We start from the raw sequence: 17,281 nt of genomic DNA on the forward strand, positions 1-17,281 counted from the left end.
CGACTGACTCTGCCCGACTGATCTGCCCGGCTGATCCTGCCCTGTCTGTGACGCCGTTGTGAATCGGCGCCCATCTGGTTTTCATCCGCCTGTCATGGAGCCTGACGCGGCCCTGCGCCAGGCTCGGGACAGGCGGTCCTTCGATCTGGATGGGCAGGTCATGTTCGGGGCAGGCGAGGCGGACTGGGCAGCACAAGGAGCCGGCGACGCGACGGTGGCGGCGCTGCGGGACGTGGCCGGGGCGGACCTCTACCGGCGCAACGCGTTCCGGATCACCGGGGTCTCCACGTACGCGAACCGCCGCGCCGTACGGGAGCGCAGGCAGCGGGTCACCACCGCGCTCCAGGTGGGCGCCGACCTCGACCTCGGCCACACGCTGCCCGTCGGGCCGGAAGAGGTGCGCGCCGCCTTCGACCGCCTGCTCGACGACCCCCGCCGGCGCCTGGTCGACGAGCTGTTCTGGCTCTGGGACACGGGCGACGCCACCTGCGCCTGCCTCAGCTCCCTGCACGCCGACCACGACGAGGCCGTACGCGCCCACTGCGCCGCGCTCGACCGGGAGGCCGACGGCCCGGAAGTGGCCGATCCCGAGCTGAAGGGGCTGTGGGAGTCGGCCGCGCGGTCGTGGCAGGCCGTCCTGCGCCGGGCCGCGTTCTGGGACCACGTCCGCCACCGGATCACCGCGCTGGACGACCGGCAGCTCGGCGAGTCCGCCGTGGACGAGCTGCGCAAGGAGTTCGCGACCGCGCTGCTGCGGCCGATCACCGACCTGGCGGCCAGGAACCAGCGGGACCAGGCGCGCCTGGCGAACCTGGCCCGCAGCTGGCCGGCGCCGTCGATCGCGATCGACGACCAGTTGGAGACGGTGGCCGCACCGTGCTACGAAGCGGTGAACACGGCCCTGACGGCGGCGAACGACCGGCTGCAGGAGGGCGAGACCGCGCTGGCGGCCGCCATGGTCTACACGGACGTGCTGCCCGAGCTGCGGAGACTGGACACCCTGGTGCCCCACGACCGGCACCGCCGCACCGCCGGCGTGCGCAACGACACCGCCATCCTGCTCAACAACTGCGCGATGACGCTGATGGACAGCGCCGGTCCCGTGGGGGAGTCCTCGGCGCTCAACTGGCTCGCCACGGGATTGGAGCTGGCCTCCGACGAGCACATGAGGCAGGCCATCGAGACGAACGAGGACCAGGTGACCGAGTTCGTGCAGACCTTCGAACAGATCACGAACCAGGCCCGGTCCCTGATGGCCGCCTACGGCCCCGCCGTGGCCGACGGGTTCCTGGGTGACCTCCGGCGGCAGGCGGCGGGGACGCCGGGCGTGGCGCTGATCGACAAGCTGCGCCGCGACCTCGGCACCGACCGCGGCGGCATCAGGCCCGTGCCGATGCCCAGGCGGAGCCGCACCGCGTTCAGGCTCGCCTTCTGGGCGGTCCTGGTGGCCGGCGCGATCTTCATGCTGAACGAGTGCTCGTCCGATTCCTCCGGCACCGCGGCCCCCGTGCCTCCCGCCGTGTCCCAGGTCTGGTGAGGCGGGACGATGGCGCTCCTCAACAGCGGTGACCGGGTCACCGCCACCCTCGTGATCGACCGGCTGCTCGGCGAAGGCGCGTTCGCCGAGGTGCACCGCGTCCGGCACGAGCACCTGGGGCTGCAGGCGATGAAGCTGTTCAAGCGGGTCGCCTCGCTGGAGGAGACGCACGAGATGCTGGACGAGGCCCGGCTGCTGTCAACGCTCGGGCACCCGAACATCGTGCGGCTCTTCGACGCCGGCACCGTGCGCACGCCGCAGGGGCTGCGCGGCTACTTCACGATGGAGTACGTCCCCGGCGGCAGTCTGGAGAGCCTCTACACCGCCTACCCGCGCGGGATCCCCATGGACCTCGCGGTGCGCGTGACGGAGCAGCTCGCCGGCGGGCTCGCGCTCGCCCACGAGCAGGACCCGCCCGTCGTGCACCGCGACCTCACCCCGGCCAACGTGCTGATCGGCTACGAGGGCAGCGCCGTGCGGATCCGGGTCAGCGACTTCGGCCTGGCCAAGCGGGCCGACCCGGTCACCCGCCTGGCCAGCGGGCGGGGCACGCTCGCGTTCATGGCCCCCGAGGTACTGGGTTATCGGGGCCACTCGTGCGCGAGCGACGTGTGGTCGGTGGGGACGATCGCGTACCTGCTGCTCACCGGCCGTCTGCCGTACGGGGAGGACCTCGGCCTGTCCAGGTTCGACCGGATGCTGCTGCCGCCGAGCCGGTACAACGACGACGTGGACCGCCGCCTGGACGAGATCATCGTGGCCACGCTCGCGCTCGACCCCCGCGACCGTCCCGCCACGGCCGGAGAGCTGAGCGCGGCCCTGAGCGAGCGGCGCGCGGCCGTGGAGGGCCCGCCGGACGAGCGCGCCCGCCGGATCGCCGCCGAGGCGCTGCGCCTTTACCGCGTCCCAGGACAACTGGGGCGCGCCACCGAACTCATGGAGGAAGCCGTCGAACTGTGGCCGCCCCTGCGCGAACTTCACCTGTCCCGGCTCGTGCTCTGGCGCCGGGGGGTGATCATGTGAGCTCCCGGCGTGAGCCGCGTCGTACGTTCCGCGAACGGCTGGTTCAGCTCCGCCCGCGTCGCGCGTCCGGCGAGAGTGCGGGCCGGTCGTGGCTCCGTCGTGCGGTTCGGGAAGAGCTCGGGCAACTGCGGCACCATCGGGCCTTCCGCATCCCGCCGCCCGTCTGGGACGACCCCGTCATGGAGCAGTTCGCCGCGCTGCTCGACGCCCCAGAACCGCCGGAACCGCTGGACGAGAAGTCGCTGGCCACCGCGGCCACCCACCTGTGGCGGGCCGAGCGCAGGCTGTCCGCGCCGGGCGCGGACGCCGCCGGCCGGCAGGCCGCCCGCCACCTGCGTACGACCCGCGCCGCGCTGGCCGAGGCCGGGCTCGTCCTCCAGGACCACGACGGCGAGGCGTTCCACTCCGGCCGCTCCATCGAGGTCCTGCTGTTCCAGGACGACCCGTCGCTCAGCGCGGAGACGGTCCTGGAGACCGTGCGGCCCTCGATCTACCTGCGGGAGCGGCACATCCAGCTGGGCCAGGTGATCGTCGGCCGCCCCACCAGAGACGACCTGAGGAACGGAAATGCGTGACACCATCGACTTCGGCATCGACCTCGGCACCACCAACAGCGCCATCGCGGTGGCGGACGACGACACGGTCACCGTGATCAAGAACAACGAGCGCTGGGACACCACGCCCTCGGCTGTCTGGATGCCGAAGCCGGACCTCGTCCACGTCGGCCGGCGGGCACGGGAGCGGGTGGAGAGCGACCCGGAGAACGCGGCGGCGGAGTTCAAGCTGGAGATGGGGCTGGCCGACGCGCGTACGAGCTTCGCCAGAGCCGGGGTGCGGCTGTCGCCGCCGCAGCTGTCGGCCGAGGTGCTCAAGTCGCTGCGCGCCGACGCAGCCCACTACACCGGCACGCCGCCGGACGCCGCCGTGATCACCGTGCCGGCCGCGTTCACGCTGAACCAGAACAAGGCCACCACCGACGCCGCCCTGCTGGCCGGGTTCACCACGGCCTGCCCGCTGGTGCAGGAGCCGACCGCGGCGGCGTTCGCGTACGGGTTCGACGACGCCGACGAGCGGGCGTACTGGATGGTGTTCGACTTCGGCGGCGGCACCTTCGACGCGGCGGTGGTCAGCAAGCGCGACGGGGACCTGCGGGTGCTCGACCACTCGGGGGACCCGTACCTGGGCGGCAAGCTGATCGACTGGGCGCTGGTGGAGCGCATCCTGGCCCCGGCCGCCGCCCGCGAGCTCGGGCTGGAGGAGTTTCGCCGGGACAACCCCAGATGGCGCTACAACTTCGCCAAGCTGAAGGGCGCCGCCGAAGAGGCGAAGATCCTGCTGTCCAGGATGGAGCAGGCGGACGTTGTCGTCGACCTGACGGGCGCGGACGGCGGCACCGAGACCTTCGAGTACGTGCTGCGCCGCGGCGAGCTCGACACGACCGCCGAGCCGTTCTACGAGCGGGCGATCAACCTGTGCCGCAGGGCGCTCAAGGAGGCCGCGCTGGGCCCGGCCGACATCGACCGGTTGCTCCTGGTCGGCGGCGTCACCCTGTCGCCAGGGCTGAGGGAGCGGCTCGCCGATCCGCATCACGGCCTGGGCATCGAGCTCGACGTGAGCCTCGACCCCACGACCGTGGTCGCCCGCGGCGCGGCCGTCTTCGCCGCCACCCTGCGCCGGCCCAGGACACAGACCAGGGTCGAGGGCGAGTTCGCGGTCGATCTGGCGTACGAGCCCATCGTCACCACGACCAGGCCCACCGTTGCCGGCCGGGTGAGCGGGCCGGCCACCGGCTGGAGCGGCTACTCGGTCACGCTGAGCAACCCCGAGGGGCGCCCGCCGTTCACCACCGGCAGGATCCCGCTCAGCGACACCGGTCACTTCGTCGCGGAAGTGGACATCGACCAGGGCAGGACCTCGCGCTTCCGCGTCGAGCTGATCGACGACCGGGGCGCGCCCAGGCCGCTGACGCCGGATTCGCTGTCGATCAAGCACGGTGAGGTCGAGTTCGGTGGGGTGCGGCTGGCGCACTCGCTCGGCATCCAGCTCGCCGACCGGGCTTTCGCGCCGATGTTGCGCAAGGGCGTCACGCTGCCGACCTCCGTACGCGAGGTGTTCCACACCGCCGCCGCCCTGCGCCGCTCCGACACTGACGCGGTCATCCGCATCCCCGTGCTGCAGGGCGAGCGCAGCAGGGGCGAGCGCAACCGCGTGGTCGGCCAGCTGGAGATCAGGCCCAAGGACGTCACGATCGACCTGCCGCCGGGGACGGAGGTGGAGGTCACCTTCGAGGTGGACGCCTCCAGCCTGGTCACGGTGGTGGCGGACGTGCCGCTGGTGCAGACCCAGTTCGAGGGCGAGATCAATCTGAACGACGTGCGCACGCCGGACGCGGAGGTGCTGGAGACGCTGCTCGACGAGACCGAGCGGCGCCTGGACACGCTGCGCGCGTCGAGCGGCGGCTCCGCCGACGTCGCCGGCCGGCTGGCCAGGATCGAGGCGGAGGGCACGATCACGACCGCCCGCGAGCAGGTGCGCGCGGCCAGGGTGGACGCCGGCGCGGCGGCCACGGCGGAGGAGCGGCTGCGCGAGCTGCAGGCGGAGCTGGACGACGTCGAGGATGCCGCGCTGCTGCCCGCGCTGGCCGAGGAGCTGGAGGGGCTGCTGGACGAGGCGGACCGGCTCGTGGACGCGCTCGGCGACGCCGCGGACCGCGCGGAGCTGGCCGGGCTGCGCGGGCGCTCGCGCGAGGCGATCAGGGCGCGGGACATCACGGCCGTACGCGCCCAGATCGACCGCGCCGGGCGGCTGCTGGTGGAGCTGGAACGGCGTAGCCCGGACTGGCCGTTCACCCTGTTCCAGGGGCTCCGGGACATGCTGGAGCCGACGGGGCGGGCCCAGGCGCTGATCAAGGAGGGCGAACGGGCCATCGCCGCGGGCGACCGGCAGGGGCTTGACGGGGTGAACCAGCGGATGATCCGCATGCTGCCGAAGGGCGAGCAGGACAAGATCATCGGTCTGGTCAGGCGATGAGCGACGCCCTGCGCACCCGCCTGACCCTCGACCGCGCCCGCACCGCCGCCCGCACCGGCGACCTGGACACCGCCCTCGCCCTCCTGGACAGTCTGGAACCGCCGGCCACCGACTCCACCGACTCCACCGACGCCACGGACGCCACGGACGCTGTCACGGGCACCGAGGCGGGTGCCGGGACAGGTCCTGTGGCGGTGCTGGATCTGCGGGCTCGGGTGCATGCTCAGCGTGGGGAGCTGGACGAGGCGGATCGGTGCTGGGCCGCCGTGCAGGAACGGTCGCCCGGCGACACGGCGGCGGCCGAGGGGCGGCGCACGATCGCGCGGATCACCGCGGGCCGGCGCCGGACGCGGCCGCTGGTCCAGCCGGGCCGGCTCGCGTCGGCCGCCGCGGCCGTGACGGCCGTGGTGCTGGCGGGGAGCGCTGTGGTGGCGCTGGGCGGGGCCGGGCGGGGCGCGGGGGCCCCCGCCACCCCGGCGCGGGCCGACGCCCTGACCGGCCGTGTGGCCGCGCTGGAGGCCGAGCGCGCGGCGGTGGCGGCCGAGCGTACGGCGGTGGCGAAGGAACGCGCGGTGGTGGAGAGGGAGCGGGCGGAGGCGGAGAAGGAGCGGGAGGCCGCCGAGGGGCGCCGTACTGCGGCCGAGGCCCGTCTGGACGCGCGGCTCGCCGCCATCGCCGGGCGGCTGTCCATGCCGGGCCTCACCGTACGGCGCCGCTCCCGTGACGTGCACGTACGCTTCGACACGGGCCTGTTCCCGCAGGGCGCGGACGTCAGCCCGCGAGGCAGGGCCGTGCTGCGCGGGCTTGGCCGCAGGATGGCGGGCATGGACGTGCGGATCACGGTGGTGGGCCACGCGGTGCCGGTGCCCGGCGGACGGACGCGCGGCGGCTCGGTGGTGGCCCTGGGACGCGCCCTGGTGGCGGCGCGCCACCTGGCGGAGGGCGGTGGCCTGCCGCGCACGTCGTTCACGCTCGTCAGCGCCGACCAGTCGGACAACCCGCACCGCCAGGCCCCGAGAAACCGCACGGTCACCCTGCGGATCACCCCCAAGGGGTGACCCGGCCCGGACACGGAAACGCCGCCCCACGATGAGGCGGCCCAGGCACGAGAGCGCTGGCCCACGACGTGGCGGGCCGGGCATGAGGACGCCGGCCCGCCTGAGGCGGGCCGGCGTGGCGGGGGACGGGGGATCAGTCGTCGTCGCCGTCGTTGTCGTCGTCCCGGTCGTTCTTGTCGATCTGGTTCTTGACGACCTTGCCCGAGGACGCGTCCACGTCCACCTCGTGACGCTGCGAGCCCTTGGTCAGCTCCAGCTCCCACACGTCCGCCCGGCTGCCCCGGGCGTCGAAGTCGAGCTCGCTGACCCACGCGCCCGGCACGGTCTTGTGGGCGATGTCGATGGCCTGCTCGGCCGTGACCTTGGGGGCGGCGGTCGTGGCGGACGTGGTGGCCGCGTAGGCGGCGCCACCGCCACCGATCAGCGCGACGATCCCGGCACCTGCGACGATGAACTTCTTCGTGATCTGCATGACTCCACGAAACCGCGAGCCCCGGTAACCGCGCGCTAAACGGCGGTTAAGGCGAGGAGAAGGCGTTCAGGGGCGGGAGAGCAGCACTTCGACGCGGGCCCCGCCGTCCGGGGACCGGGATACGGTCAGGCCGCCGCCGGACGACTCCGCGGTGCGCCGGGCGATGTCCAGGCCGAGCCCGGTCGAGCCGCCCCCGCTGTTCCCCCGTTCGAGCAGCGCGGGCTCGAAGCCGGGGCCCGCGTCCGCCACGGTCAGCAGGGCCCCTGTGGGGCGCGGCTGGAGCCGTACCGCCATCGAGACGCCTTCGGGGGTGTGCGCGAAGACGTTGCCGAGCAGCGCGTCCACCACCGCGGCCAGTTCCTCGGCGCCCACCGCGACCGGCAGCGGGCCGTCGGGCAGGGCGACCGTCACCTCGCGCCCCTGGTCCTCGGCCAGCACCGACCAGAACCGCACCCGTTCGCGCACCACCGCCGCCGCGTCGCACGACTCGCGGCCCGCCGAGCGGCGCCGCGCCTCCGTGATGACCGAGCTCACCGCCCGCTCCAGCGCGTCCACCCTGGCCTGGACGCGCGCCGCCTCCTCCGGGTCGCGCAGCGACTCCGCGTCCAGCCGCAGGCCCGTCAGCGGGGTGCGCAGCCGGTGCGACAGATCGGCGACGGACTCCCGCTCCGCCACCAGCAGCTCGTCGATGCGCGTGGCCAGATGGTTGAGCGCCAGCGCCACGGAACGCACCTCCGGCGGCCCGCCCGGCTCGGCCCTGGCGCTCAGATCGCCGCCCGCCAGCCGGTGCGAGACCCGCGCCAGGCCGTCCACCGGCCGCGTCACGGCCAGCGCCAGCCGGTCGGCCAGGACGATGCCCAGCACCACCAGCCCGAGCCCGAGCAGCAGCAGCGCCAGCCACGCCTCGCGCACGCCGCGCATCAGCTCCGCGTCCGCCACGAACACCCTGATCACGGCCGTCCCCTCGGGCGACTGCGCCGAGACCAGCACCTCCCTGCCGCCGGGGGCCTCGGCGGTGACGCTGCGGCCCGTCGCGGCCAGGCGTACCGCGTCGGAGCGCGCCGCCTTGGCCCCCAGCAGGCCCCCGCCGGGCAGGAACACCGTGACGGGCCGCGACACCTGCTCCACCGCCACGGCCAGCTCGTCCGTGCCCACCGCGACCGCCACGGACTCGGCCGCGGTCGTGGCCCGGCTCATGGCGCCGTTCTCGGCCACGGCGCGGATCAGCAGCGCCATCGGCACCAGCAGCGCGATCAGCACCAGGGACGTCGTCGCCGCCACGAGCAGCGCCAGCCAGCGCCTCACGACGGCTCGACCAGCTTGACGCCGACGCCGCGCACCGTGTGCAGGTAGCGCGGCTCGGCGGCCGTCTCGCCCAGCTTCCTGCGCAGCCACGACAGGTGCACGTCCACCGTCTTGTCCGCCCCGCCGTAGGGGAGCTGCCACACCTCGGTCAGCAGCTCGCGTTTGGTGACCACCTCGCCGGGGCGGGCCGCGAGATAGTGCAGCACGTCGAACTCGCGCGGCGTCAGGTCCAGCGCCGCGCCGTCGAGGGTGGCGGTACGCGCGCGCGGATCGACCCGCAGCGTCCCCACCGCCAGCGGCTCCGGCGCCGACTCGCCCGAGCGCCGCAGCACGGCCCGTACGCGGGCGTCGAGCTGCGCCGCGCTGTACGGCTTGACCACGTAGTCGTCGGCCCCCGCGTCCAGCACGGGCACCATCTCGGCGTCCCCGTCGCGGGCGGTGGCCACGATGACCGGCACCTTGCTGACCGCCCGCAACATCCGCAGCAGCTCCACCCCGTCCAGGTCGGGCAGCCCCAGGTCGAGCACGATCAGGTCGGGGCGGTCCTGTACGGCCAGCCGTAGCCCGTCCAGCGCCGTGGGGGAGGAGGAGACGGCATGGCCGAGCTCCCGCAGCCCGCGGCTGAGCGCCGTGCGGATCGCCGCATCGTCCTCGATGAGCAGAATGTCAGCCATAGCAAGAACGTAGACGCTTTTCCGCCCTGCATAGAGCAGCCTTAGCGCCGCCTTAACCTGGCGTTAGCCGTACATGGGGGAACGTGAGGGCGATGAAGAGACTCGTCGTGGCCTGGGCCGCCACCGCGCTCGCCGCCACCGGCGCCGCCGTGGCGGTCATCGGCCTGCTCGGCAACGGCATCACCGGCACCGACGGCCACGTGCTCGACGCGGGGGAGGTCCGCTCGGCCCTGGCCACCGCCGCCACCCGCACCCCGACCGCCACCGCAGCCCCTACCGCAGCCCCCACCAGCACGGGCGCGCCGAGCGTGACGCCGTCGCGGACGTCCCGCGAAAAGCTGATCCGCAGCGCCGGCGGGACGGTGATCGCCTCCTGTGACGGCGATCTGGTCACGCTGCGCTCGTGGAGCCCGGCGCAGGACTACTCGGTGGACGGCGTGGACGCGGGGCCGGCCCGCGAGGCGAAGGTGGAGTTCGAGCCGGACGAAGGCGAGGACGTCGAGCTGACCATCGTCTGCTCGGGCGGCTCGCCCGTCGTCCGCTCTCCGTGACGGGGATGTCAGGAGACCTCGGCGTCGCGCGGCCGGACGCCAGAAGCTCGCGGCCTCAGGAGACCTCGGCCGCGAGTGCCGTCTTCGTCAGTTCGGCCTGGCGCCGGATCTGACCCATGACGATGTCGTTCACCCCTTTGGCGGCGAACGTGGCCACCATCCGGTCCATCACCGCGTTCGCCCGTACGAGGTCGCCCTGCCGCGCCTCCGCCCTGGCCAGCCGGCGCATGACCAGGTTGAGGGTGATGTTGTCGATGCCGGCGTCGCGGGCCACGGCGCTCAGGTGCTCGACGCCCTGCTTGGGGTCCGGTGGCCGTACCCGCAGCCGGTTGTCCGGTGTCAGCTCCTTGAACTCCCGCTCCGCGTTCAGCCCCTTGACCAGCCGGGCGTAGACGGCCAGCGGGTGCTCGCCGTGCCGGCCGATGACCTCGTCCAGCGCCTGATTGCCCGCGCTCAGCCGGGGCGAGTCCGAGCCGAGCAGCGAGAACAGCATGCCCTGCTCCTCGCCCAGCATCAGCTCGGCCACCTGGTGGTCGTCACGGGAGACGGGGAAGCGCACCCTGACCGGGCAGACGGGGGAGACGATGCGGGAGCCGTCGGCGGCGATGTACTGGGCGCGTACCTGGTACTCGCCGGGCTGCTGGAAGTAGTGGCCGTCGCGGCCGTGCCCGATGTACGCGCTGCGATAGAGCGCCGGATTGCCCTCGTCCAGGCGGATCCGCGGTGAGGTGTCCACGCAGTGCCGCATCATCGGCCGGTAGAGCAGCGTCCTGCCGCCCGGCTGCGTGATCGACACCTGGGTGAACTCCGTGTCCGGATGCAGATGGCCGTGGGTGTCCCGCGGCCCGCCCGCGTAGGAGAGCTTGAACTCCACCACGACGGGCTCGCCGAGCTCGAACGACTCCTTGGCGCGCACCTCAAGGCGCAGCCCCGAATGGTCCTCGACCGGCGGCTCGAAGGGGGCGATCTCGGCGGCGCCCCTGCCGAAGGCGTCCGCGCCCATGGCCACGTTCCGGTGGAAGCCGTGCCGCAGGTGGACCAGCTCGGCGTCGGTGAACTGGAACGGGAAGGCGGCCCAGTAGCCCTCCTCGCCACCCTGGGAGTAGTTATGCACGTAGTTCATCCACGACAGGTCGCCGAAGCCGCCGTCGGGGCCGAGCGGCTGGGGCGGGTTGGCCAGGTTCTTCTGCCAGGAGTGCAGCAGGTTGAAGGCGTGGCCGAGCTCGTGCACGTACGTGCGTAACTGCGCCCTCTGCGCCTGCGGCGTCGTCCCCATGATCGCGTCGTGGAAGACCGCGGCGCCCTGCCGCTGGTGCGCGTCGTTGTAGTCGAACATGATCCCCCGGTAGCCGCCCACATGCTTGCTCGCCACCAGCAGCCACACCCGCCAGGCCGGCTGGTCGGCGAAGGCGCTGAAGTGCCGGGTCATCGCGTGGTGCAGCTCGGCGTCGTCCCAGGCCAGGTCCGCGCCCGAGCCGGTCACCGGGATCACCTCCGGCTCGTTCAGCCGCAGCTCGACGCCCGCCTCCGCGTACGCCGCCGCCACGGTCAGCTCCCGGTCCGGCGACCCTGCGGGCCCTGGCAGCGAGCCGGTCCGGTACGCCGTGAACGGCTCGGCGCCCACCACGGAGTCCACTTCGAGCACCACGCTGCGGAAGAACGGCGAGGCGAACGACACCTCATAGGCACGCCCCGCGACGGAGGCCGTCCCGCCCCCGCCTCCGTCGGGGATCGTCACGCTCACGTCCCCGGCCGGGGTGCCGCCGCTGAACGCGGCCCGTCCCTCGATCAGCGTCCGCCCGCCCTCGGCCCGCACCGCCGGGGCGTCCACCACGAACGAGCCGGCGTACGAGGTGGTCGCGCCCGCGACCGTGAACAGGTCGCCGCTCACCCGCCCCGTGGGCCTGGCCCCGTCCACGTCGACGCGGAGCGCCAGCCGCGAATCGCCGTCCTGTCCCTGGTACAGCCCGCTGATCATGGGAGCTCCTGGGGATCGCTGGGGTTATACCCGGGAGACTTCTCCCGCGGAATGACCCTGTCAACGACTCCCGCGAACTTCGAGCGCCCCGAGCAGTTCCTCCGAGGCCCTGGTGATCGTCTCGACCGCCCGGTCGAAGGCCTCCGCGTTGTGCGCGGCGGGCGCGCGGAAGCCGGAGATCTTCCTGACGAACTGCAGCGCGGCGGCCCGTACGTCCTCCTCGGTCACGTCCTCGGTGTACGGCGGCCGGAGGGTTTTGATGCTTCTACACATGCCCTAACCGTAATGGCCGATGCGCTGGCTTATCTCCCTCGCGGCCTCGGCGAGCAGCGCGCCCACGTCCGGCAGCCGGTCCCTGGTCAGCCGGTAGGAGGGCCCCGAGGCGCTGACCGCGGCCACCACGGAGCCGTCGGAGCCCCTGATCGGCGCCGCCACCGCGTTCAGCCCCACCTCCAGCTCCTCCACCGTGGTCGCCCAGCCCTGCTCCCTGATCTGCTCCAGCCCCAGCTCGGCGGGGGAGGTGACGGTGTGGGCCGTGTAGCGCTCCAGCTCGGCCGGCAGCCGCAGCGCGCCGAAGGCCAGCAGCACCTTGCCGCTGGAGGTGGCGTGGGAGGGGGTGCGCTGGCCGACCCAGTTGTGGCCGCTGATGGCGGCGGGACCGCGTACCTGGCTGATGTTGACCGTGTCGCCGGCCCGCGCGACCGCGATGTTGACGGTCTCGCCGACCGCCTCGGCCAGCCGCAGGCACACCGGTCTGCTCTCGCGTGACAGGTCGAGCTGGGCGGTGGCGGCGCCGGCCAGCCGGACGACGCCGAAGCCGAGCCGGTAGCGCCCGCGGTCGCCGCTCTGCTCCACGAGCCCGCCGTGCTCCAGGGCCGCCAGCAGCCGGGAGGCGGTGGATTTGTGCACGTCCAGCTCTTGTGCGACGTCCGTGACCCGGGTGGCGCCGTCGCGGGCCAGGATCTCCAGGATCGCGATGGCACGGTCGACCGACTGAACCGACGTGCTGTTGCCCATGACGCAACGATAGTTCAGTTACCGACAGGACTGAGCTCGTTACCGAAGTCGAGGGCGATCTTCCGCAGCCCTTCTGCCAGCTCGTCGCGGTCGAGGGCGTCGATCCGCCCGGCCGGTCCCGAGACCGACATCGCGGCCACGACGCGCTCCCCGTCCAGCACGGGGACGGCCAGGCAGTGCACGTCGAGTTCCTCCTCGCCCAGGTCCATGGCGTAGCCGCGGGCCTTGACCGCGCCCAGCTCGGCCAGCATGACGGGCAGGTCGGTGATCGTGTTGGGGGTGCGGCGCGGCATGCCGGTGCGTTCGAACACGGCCATCGCCTCGGCGGCGGGCCTCCCGGCGAGCAGCACCTTGCCGACCGCCGTGCTGTGCGGCAGCACCCGCCGCCCGACCTCGGCGAACATGCGCAGCCTGCGCGGCGAGGGCACCTGCGCCACGTAGACGATGAAGTCCCCTTCGAGCACGGCCAGGTTCGCCGTCTCGCCGGACAGCTCCACCATCTTGGCCAGGTACGGCTGCGCCCACACGCCGACCATGCTCTCCGCGATGCCGCCCAGCCGCACCAGCCCGCCGCCCAGCGCGTAACGCCGGTCGGATTCCTGACGCACGTAGCCGCGGGCGAGCAGCGTGCGCAGCAGCCGGTGGATGGTCCCGTACGGCAGCCCGGTCCTGGCGGCGATCTCCGACAGCGCCGCCTCACCCCCGTGCTCGGCCAGGGCCTCCAGCACATCGAGCGCCCGCTCGACCGACTGGACGCTCACAGGCCCACCCCGCGCAGCGAGGCGTCCAGCACCTCGGCCGTGTGCGCCACCCTGATCTCGCCGCCCGCGCGGCGCATCGCCGCCGCGATCTGCATCGTGCAGCCGGGGTTGGCCGAGACCAGCAGCTGCGCGCCGGTCGTCCCGACCGCCTTGGCCTTCCTGTCGCCGAGGTCGCGGGCGGCCTGCGGCTGCAGCAGGTTGTACGTTCCCGCGGAGCCGCAGCAGATGGCCGACTCGGGGATCTCACGCAGCTCCAGCTCGGGGATCGCGCCCAGCAGCTCGCGTGGCTGCGACCGCACGCCCTGGGCGTGGGCCAGGTGACAGGCGTCGTGGTAGGCGACCGTGACCGGCAGCGGATGCCGCTTGGCCACGGGACCCAGCTCGGCCAGATACTCCGACAGGTCCATCACCCTGAACCCCGGCTCACGCCCGAGCAGCTCGGCGTACTCCTTCATCGACGAGCCGCAGCCGGCCGCGTTCACCACGACGGTGTCGACGCCGGCCCGCTCGAACACCCGTACCGTCCTGCTCGCCAGCCGCTTGGCCTGGCTGTCGAGCCCTGAGTGCACGCTGAGCGCCCCGCAGCAGCCCTGGCCGCGCGGGATGACCACGTCGCAGCCCTCCAGCGCCAGCACCCGCGCCGTGGCCGCGTTGACCTGCGGGAAGAACTCACCCTGCACGCACCCGGTCAGCATCCCGACCACGGCCCTGCGCTCGCCCCTGGCCCGCACCACGCGCGGCATGCGCTGCCGGTGCTCCACGCGCGGCGCGAGCGCGGCCATGGCGCCCAGGCTGGGGTGCACCCGAGCCAGGAACGGCGCCATCCGATCCGCCAGCCACATCCCCGGGCGCAGCAGCCGCAGCCGGCGCGGGTAGGGGAACAGGCTGAACACCAGGCCGCGCACGGCCCGCTCGCGCGGCTCGCGTACGTGCTCGCGCTCGACCACGACCCTGGTCTGCTCGATCAGCCGGTCGTAACGCACGCCCGAGGGACAGGCCGTCACGCACGCCATGCAGCCGAGGCAGGCGTCGAAGTGCCCGGCCATCTCCGGCGTCATGGGCGTGCCCTCGACGTGCTGCTTCATCAGATGGATCCGGCCGCGCGGCGAGTCCATCTCCTCGCCCCACAGCGCGTACGTGGGGCACGTCGGCAGGCAGAACCCGCAGTGCACGCAGTCGTTGATCAGCTCGGGATCCAAGCTCATGGCCGCACTCCCTTCCCCCCTCGCCGTCGCATCAGATGCCTCCCACGAACCGTCCGGGAGACATCCTGCGCCCGGGATCGAAGCGTTCCTTGACCCGCCGCATCAGCGGCAGCCCGCTCACATGCCCCCACCGGTCCACGCCCGCGTACGGCGCGGCGAGCACGTTCGCCCGCCCGCCGGCCGCCTCCACCTTCTCGCGCAGCCCCGACACCGTCGCGGCCAGCTCGTCCTCGTTCAGCTCGCGTCCGGGCTCCAGCAGCACGCGCCCGGCCACGGGAGAGCCGCGCAGCGACAGCCCGCACCCCGCCGCCGCGTCCAGCACGGCCGCCGCGCCCGAAGCCGGGAACCGCACCTCCACCAGCACCTCGTCACCGAAGACCTGCCCCCACCACGAGGGCGGATCACCGGTCACCGACCCTGTGCCGATCAGCTCGCGCAGCGCCTCCGCCCTCGTCTGCGCCGCCGTGCCCTCGACCAGCGCGGCCAGGGTGATCGGCCCCGTGGGATCGGGCCGGTCCACCTCCACCGCGCTGGGCTCGGCCTGCGAGGCGGCCAGCGCCGCGGCGACCGCGGGGACCCGGGCGCGGCTCAGCTCGGCGACGACCCAGCGGCGCTCGGGAGGTGTCGGGTGCAGGCGGAACGTGGCCTCGGCGATGACGCCCAGGGTGCCGTACGAGCCGGTGAAGAGCTTGCCCAGGTCGTAGCCCGCGACGTTCTTGACCACCTTGCCGCCGGATCTGGCGACGGTGCCGTCGGGGAGCACGACCGTGATGCCGATGAGCAGGTCGCGGGCGGTGCCGTAGCGGAACGCGCGCGGCCCGGGCAGCGGGGCGGCCAGGGTGCCGCCGACCGTCGCGTCCTCGCCGAACGGCACGTCCAGGGCCAGCTCCTGCCCCTCGCCGGCGAGGGCCGCGTACAGGGCCGCCATCGTCACCCCGGCCTGGGCGCGCACGACCAGGTCGCCGGCGGCGTGCTCCAGCACCTCGTTCATGCAGCACAGGTCGAGCAGGACGTCGCAGCGCTCGGGCGGCGGAGCCCAGTGCAGCTTCGTGCCGCCGCCGGCGGGCACCACCGCGAGGTCGCGCTCGGCGCAGGCGCGCATGACGGCGGCGATCTCCTCGACGGTCTCGGGCAGCGCGACCCAGCGCGGCCGCACGCCGCACACGGCGTCGTCGTCGCCGGCCTGCCTGGTCGTCACCTCGCCGAACACATCCGCCCCCTCACAGTTGATCGGCCTTTCCTGACTCGACCAGCGGGTGCACGCCCTTGCGCACGCCCGGCACCTCGCCGCACAACCTCGGGGTGGGGAAGACCTTGCCCGGGTTCGCCAGGCCCTGGGGGTCGAACGCGCACCGGACGAGCTGCATCGTGTCCAGGTCGTCCGCGCTGAACATCTTCGGCATATATCGGGACTTGTCGACGCCGACGCCGTGCTCGCCCGTGATGGAGCCGCCGTGCTCGATGCACAGGTCCAGGATCGCGCCGGAGACCACCTCGGCCCGCTCGCCCGCCCCCGGATCCCCGTCGTCGAACAGCACCAGCGGATGCAGGTTGCCGTCGCCCGCGTGGAAGACGTTGGCCACCTTGATGTCGTGCTCCGCGGAGAGCCGGTCGATGGCGGCCAGCACGGCGGGCAGGGACGTACGCGGCACCACGCCGTCCTGGACGATGTAGGCCGGGCTGATCCGCCCCACCGCGGCGAACGCCGACTTGCGGCCCTTCCAGATCGCCGCCCGCTCCGCCGGATCGGCCGCCACCCGCAGCTCGAACGCCGCCGAGCAGATCTCCTCAAGCTGGGCGAACTGCCGCTCCACCTCGGCGGCGGGGCCGTCCAGCTCGACGATCAGCACGGCGCCGGCGCCCTCGGGATAGGAGCAGGCCACCGCCGCCTCGGCCGCCTCGATGGCCAGCGCGTCCATCATCTCGATCGCGGCCGGCACGATGCCCGCCCCGATGATCGCCGAAACGGCCTGCCCGCCCTGCTCGATGCTCTCGAACGCGGCCAGCACCGTGGTCACGGCCTCGGGCGCGCGGCAGAGCCGTACCGTGATCTTGGTGGCGATGCCCAGCGTGCCCTCCGAGCCGATGAACGCGCCCAGCAGGTCATAGCCGGGGTCCATGCGGTCGAGCGTGACCAGGTCGCCGTCCGGGGTGACGATCTCGCACGCCTCGACGTGGTTGACCGTGAAGCCGTACTTGAGGCAGTGGGCGCCGCCCGAGTTCTCCGCCACGTTGCCGCCGATCGAGCAGATCTGCTGGCTGGAGGGGTCGGGCGCGTAGTAGTAGCCGCGGTCGCGCACGGCCTCGGTGATCGCCAGGTTGGTGACGCCCGGCTCCACGACGGCCCTGCGGTCGGCGAGGTCGATCTCCAGGATCGCGCGCATCCTGGAGGTGACGATCAGCACGCCGTCCTCGCGGGGGAGCGCGCCGCCCGACAGGCCCGTGCCCGAGCCCCTGGCCACGAACGGCACGCCGAAGTCGTTGCAGAGCCGCACCACCCGGGCGACCTGCTCGGCCGTGTCCGGCAGCACGACCACGCCGGGGGTCGCCCGGTGATAGGTGAGGCCGTCGCACTCGTAGGTGCGCAGGCGTACCGGATCGGTGATCACCGAGTCGTGGGGCAGCAGCGAGCGGAGAGCCGCTATCAGGGTGTCCATCACCGATCCCCCT

The 17,281-nt window shown here is 73.3% G+C and carries 16 protein-coding genes; 6 read left to right on the plus strand and 10 right to left on the minus strand.

Translation table 11 applies throughout. From position 1 onward, the window contains the following. Window positions 1-94: 94 nt before the first annotated feature. The 5 genes from AB0C28_RS15200 to AB0C28_RS15220 are packed head-to-tail and all read left to right on the plus strand — an operon-like array spanning window position 95 to window position 6,648. Window positions 95-1,537, plus strand: a complete 1,443-nt coding sequence (locus AB0C28_RS15200; protein ID WP_358074807.1) for a hypothetical protein — start codon at window positions 95-97, stop codon at window positions 1,535-1,537. 9 nt (window positions 1,538-1,546) lie between these two features. Beyond that, complete coding sequence (locus AB0C28_RS15205) at window positions 1,547-2,560, plus strand: serine/threonine-protein kinase (RefSeq protein WP_358074810.1); 1,014 nt, start codon at window positions 1,547-1,549, stop codon at window positions 2,558-2,560. Continuing rightward, on the plus strand, window positions 2,557-3,135 hold the full coding sequence (locus AB0C28_RS15210) for a hypothetical protein (protein ID WP_358074813.1): 579 nt from the start codon (window positions 2,557-2,559) through the stop codon (window positions 3,133-3,135). Before AB0C28_RS15205 ends, AB0C28_RS15210 begins: the two co-directional genes overlap by 4 nt. Beyond that, window positions 3,128-5,590 (plus strand): Hsp70 family protein, encoded by a 2,463-nt coding sequence (locus tag AB0C28_RS15215; protein ID WP_358074815.1) that lies wholly within the window; start codon window positions 3,128-3,130, stop codon window positions 5,588-5,590. The genes AB0C28_RS15210 and AB0C28_RS15215 overlap by 8 nt, the downstream gene beginning before the upstream one ends. After that, complete coding sequence (locus tag AB0C28_RS15220) at window positions 5,587-6,648, plus strand: hypothetical protein (protein ID WP_358074818.1); 1,062 nt, start codon at window positions 5,587-5,589, stop codon at window positions 6,646-6,648. Before AB0C28_RS15215 ends, AB0C28_RS15220 begins: the two co-directional genes overlap by 4 nt. 133 nt (window positions 6,649-6,781) lie before the next feature. On the opposite strand, the gene AB0C28_RS15225 is transcribed toward AB0C28_RS15220, so the two are convergent. The 3 genes from AB0C28_RS15225 to AB0C28_RS15235 all read right to left on the minus strand — a co-directional run bounded on the left by AB0C28_RS15225 (window position 6,782) and on the right by AB0C28_RS15235 (window position 9,099). Beyond that, window positions 6,782-7,120, minus strand: a complete 339-nt coding sequence (locus tag AB0C28_RS15225; protein WP_357837287.1) for a PepSY domain-containing protein — start codon at window positions 7,118-7,120, stop codon at window positions 6,782-6,784. A gap of 66 nt (window positions 7,121-7,186) precedes the next feature. Further along, complete coding sequence (locus AB0C28_RS15230) at window positions 7,187-8,425, minus strand: HAMP domain-containing sensor histidine kinase (RefSeq protein ID WP_358074821.1); 1,239 nt, start codon at window positions 8,423-8,425, stop codon at window positions 7,187-7,189. Further along, a complete protein-coding gene (locus tag AB0C28_RS15235; protein ID WP_106235382.1) occupies window positions 8,422-9,099 on the minus strand; it encodes a response regulator transcription factor in 678 nt (225 codons plus the stop codon). Before AB0C28_RS15235 ends, AB0C28_RS15230 begins: the two co-directional genes overlap by 4 nt. Window positions 9,100-9,191: 92 nt before the next feature. On the opposite strand from AB0C28_RS15235, the gene AB0C28_RS15240 reads away from it, so the two are divergent. Beyond that, on the plus strand, window positions 9,192-9,650 hold the full coding sequence (locus AB0C28_RS15240) for a hypothetical protein (protein ID WP_357837281.1): 459 nt from the start codon (window positions 9,192-9,194) through the stop codon (window positions 9,648-9,650). A gap of 55 nt (window positions 9,651-9,705) precedes the next feature. On the opposite strand, the gene AB0C28_RS15245 is transcribed toward AB0C28_RS15240, so the two are convergent. Genes AB0C28_RS15245 through AB0C28_RS15275 form a run of 7 tightly spaced genes read right to left on the minus strand, consistent with a single transcriptional unit; the run spans window position 9,706 to window position 17,268 of the window. Further along, on the minus strand, window positions 9,706-11,628 hold the full coding sequence (locus AB0C28_RS15245; protein WP_358074824.1) for a hypothetical protein: 1,923 nt from the start codon (window positions 11,626-11,628) through the stop codon (window positions 9,706-9,708). A gap of 60 nt (window positions 11,629-11,688) precedes the next feature. Then, the gene (locus AB0C28_RS15250; protein WP_346108727.1) at window positions 11,689-11,901 is read right to left on the minus strand and encodes a DUF2277 domain-containing protein; all 213 of its coding nucleotides are present in this window, start codon (window positions 11,899-11,901) and stop codon (window positions 11,689-11,691) included. Window positions 11,902-11,904: 3 nt separating this feature from the next. Further along, window positions 11,905-12,645 (minus strand): IclR family transcriptional regulator, encoded by a 741-nt coding sequence (locus AB0C28_RS15255; RefSeq protein ID WP_358074826.1) that lies wholly within the window; start codon window positions 12,643-12,645, stop codon window positions 11,905-11,907. Between the two features lie 14 nt (window positions 12,646-12,659). Further along, window positions 12,660-13,406 (minus strand): IclR family transcriptional regulator, encoded by a 747-nt coding sequence (locus AB0C28_RS15260; protein ID WP_357837273.1) that lies wholly within the window; start codon window positions 13,404-13,406, stop codon window positions 12,660-12,662. After that, a complete protein-coding gene (locus AB0C28_RS15265) occupies window positions 13,403-14,611 on the minus strand; it encodes a heterodisulfide reductase-related iron-sulfur binding cluster (protein ID WP_357837270.1) in 1,209 nt (402 codons plus the stop codon). The genes AB0C28_RS15260 and AB0C28_RS15265 overlap by 4 nt, the downstream gene beginning before the upstream one ends. Window positions 14,612-14,642: 31 nt before the next feature. Beyond that, window positions 14,643-15,821 (minus strand): FAD-binding oxidoreductase, encoded by a 1,179-nt coding sequence (locus tag AB0C28_RS15270; protein WP_357837267.1) that lies wholly within the window; start codon window positions 15,819-15,821, stop codon window positions 14,643-14,645. Window positions 15,822-15,831: 10 nt separating this feature from the next. Further along, window positions 15,832-17,268, minus strand: a complete 1,437-nt coding sequence (locus tag AB0C28_RS15275) for an FAD-linked oxidase C-terminal domain-containing protein (protein WP_346108717.1) — start codon at window positions 17,266-17,268, stop codon at window positions 15,832-15,834. Between the last annotated feature and the right edge of the window lie 13 nt (window positions 17,269-17,281).

The organism is Nonomuraea sp. NPDC048892 (assembly GCF_040649735.1).
GTDB classification, from domain to species: Bacteria; Actinomycetota; Actinomycetes; order Streptosporangiales; family Streptosporangiaceae; genus Nonomuraea; species Nonomuraea maheshkhaliensis.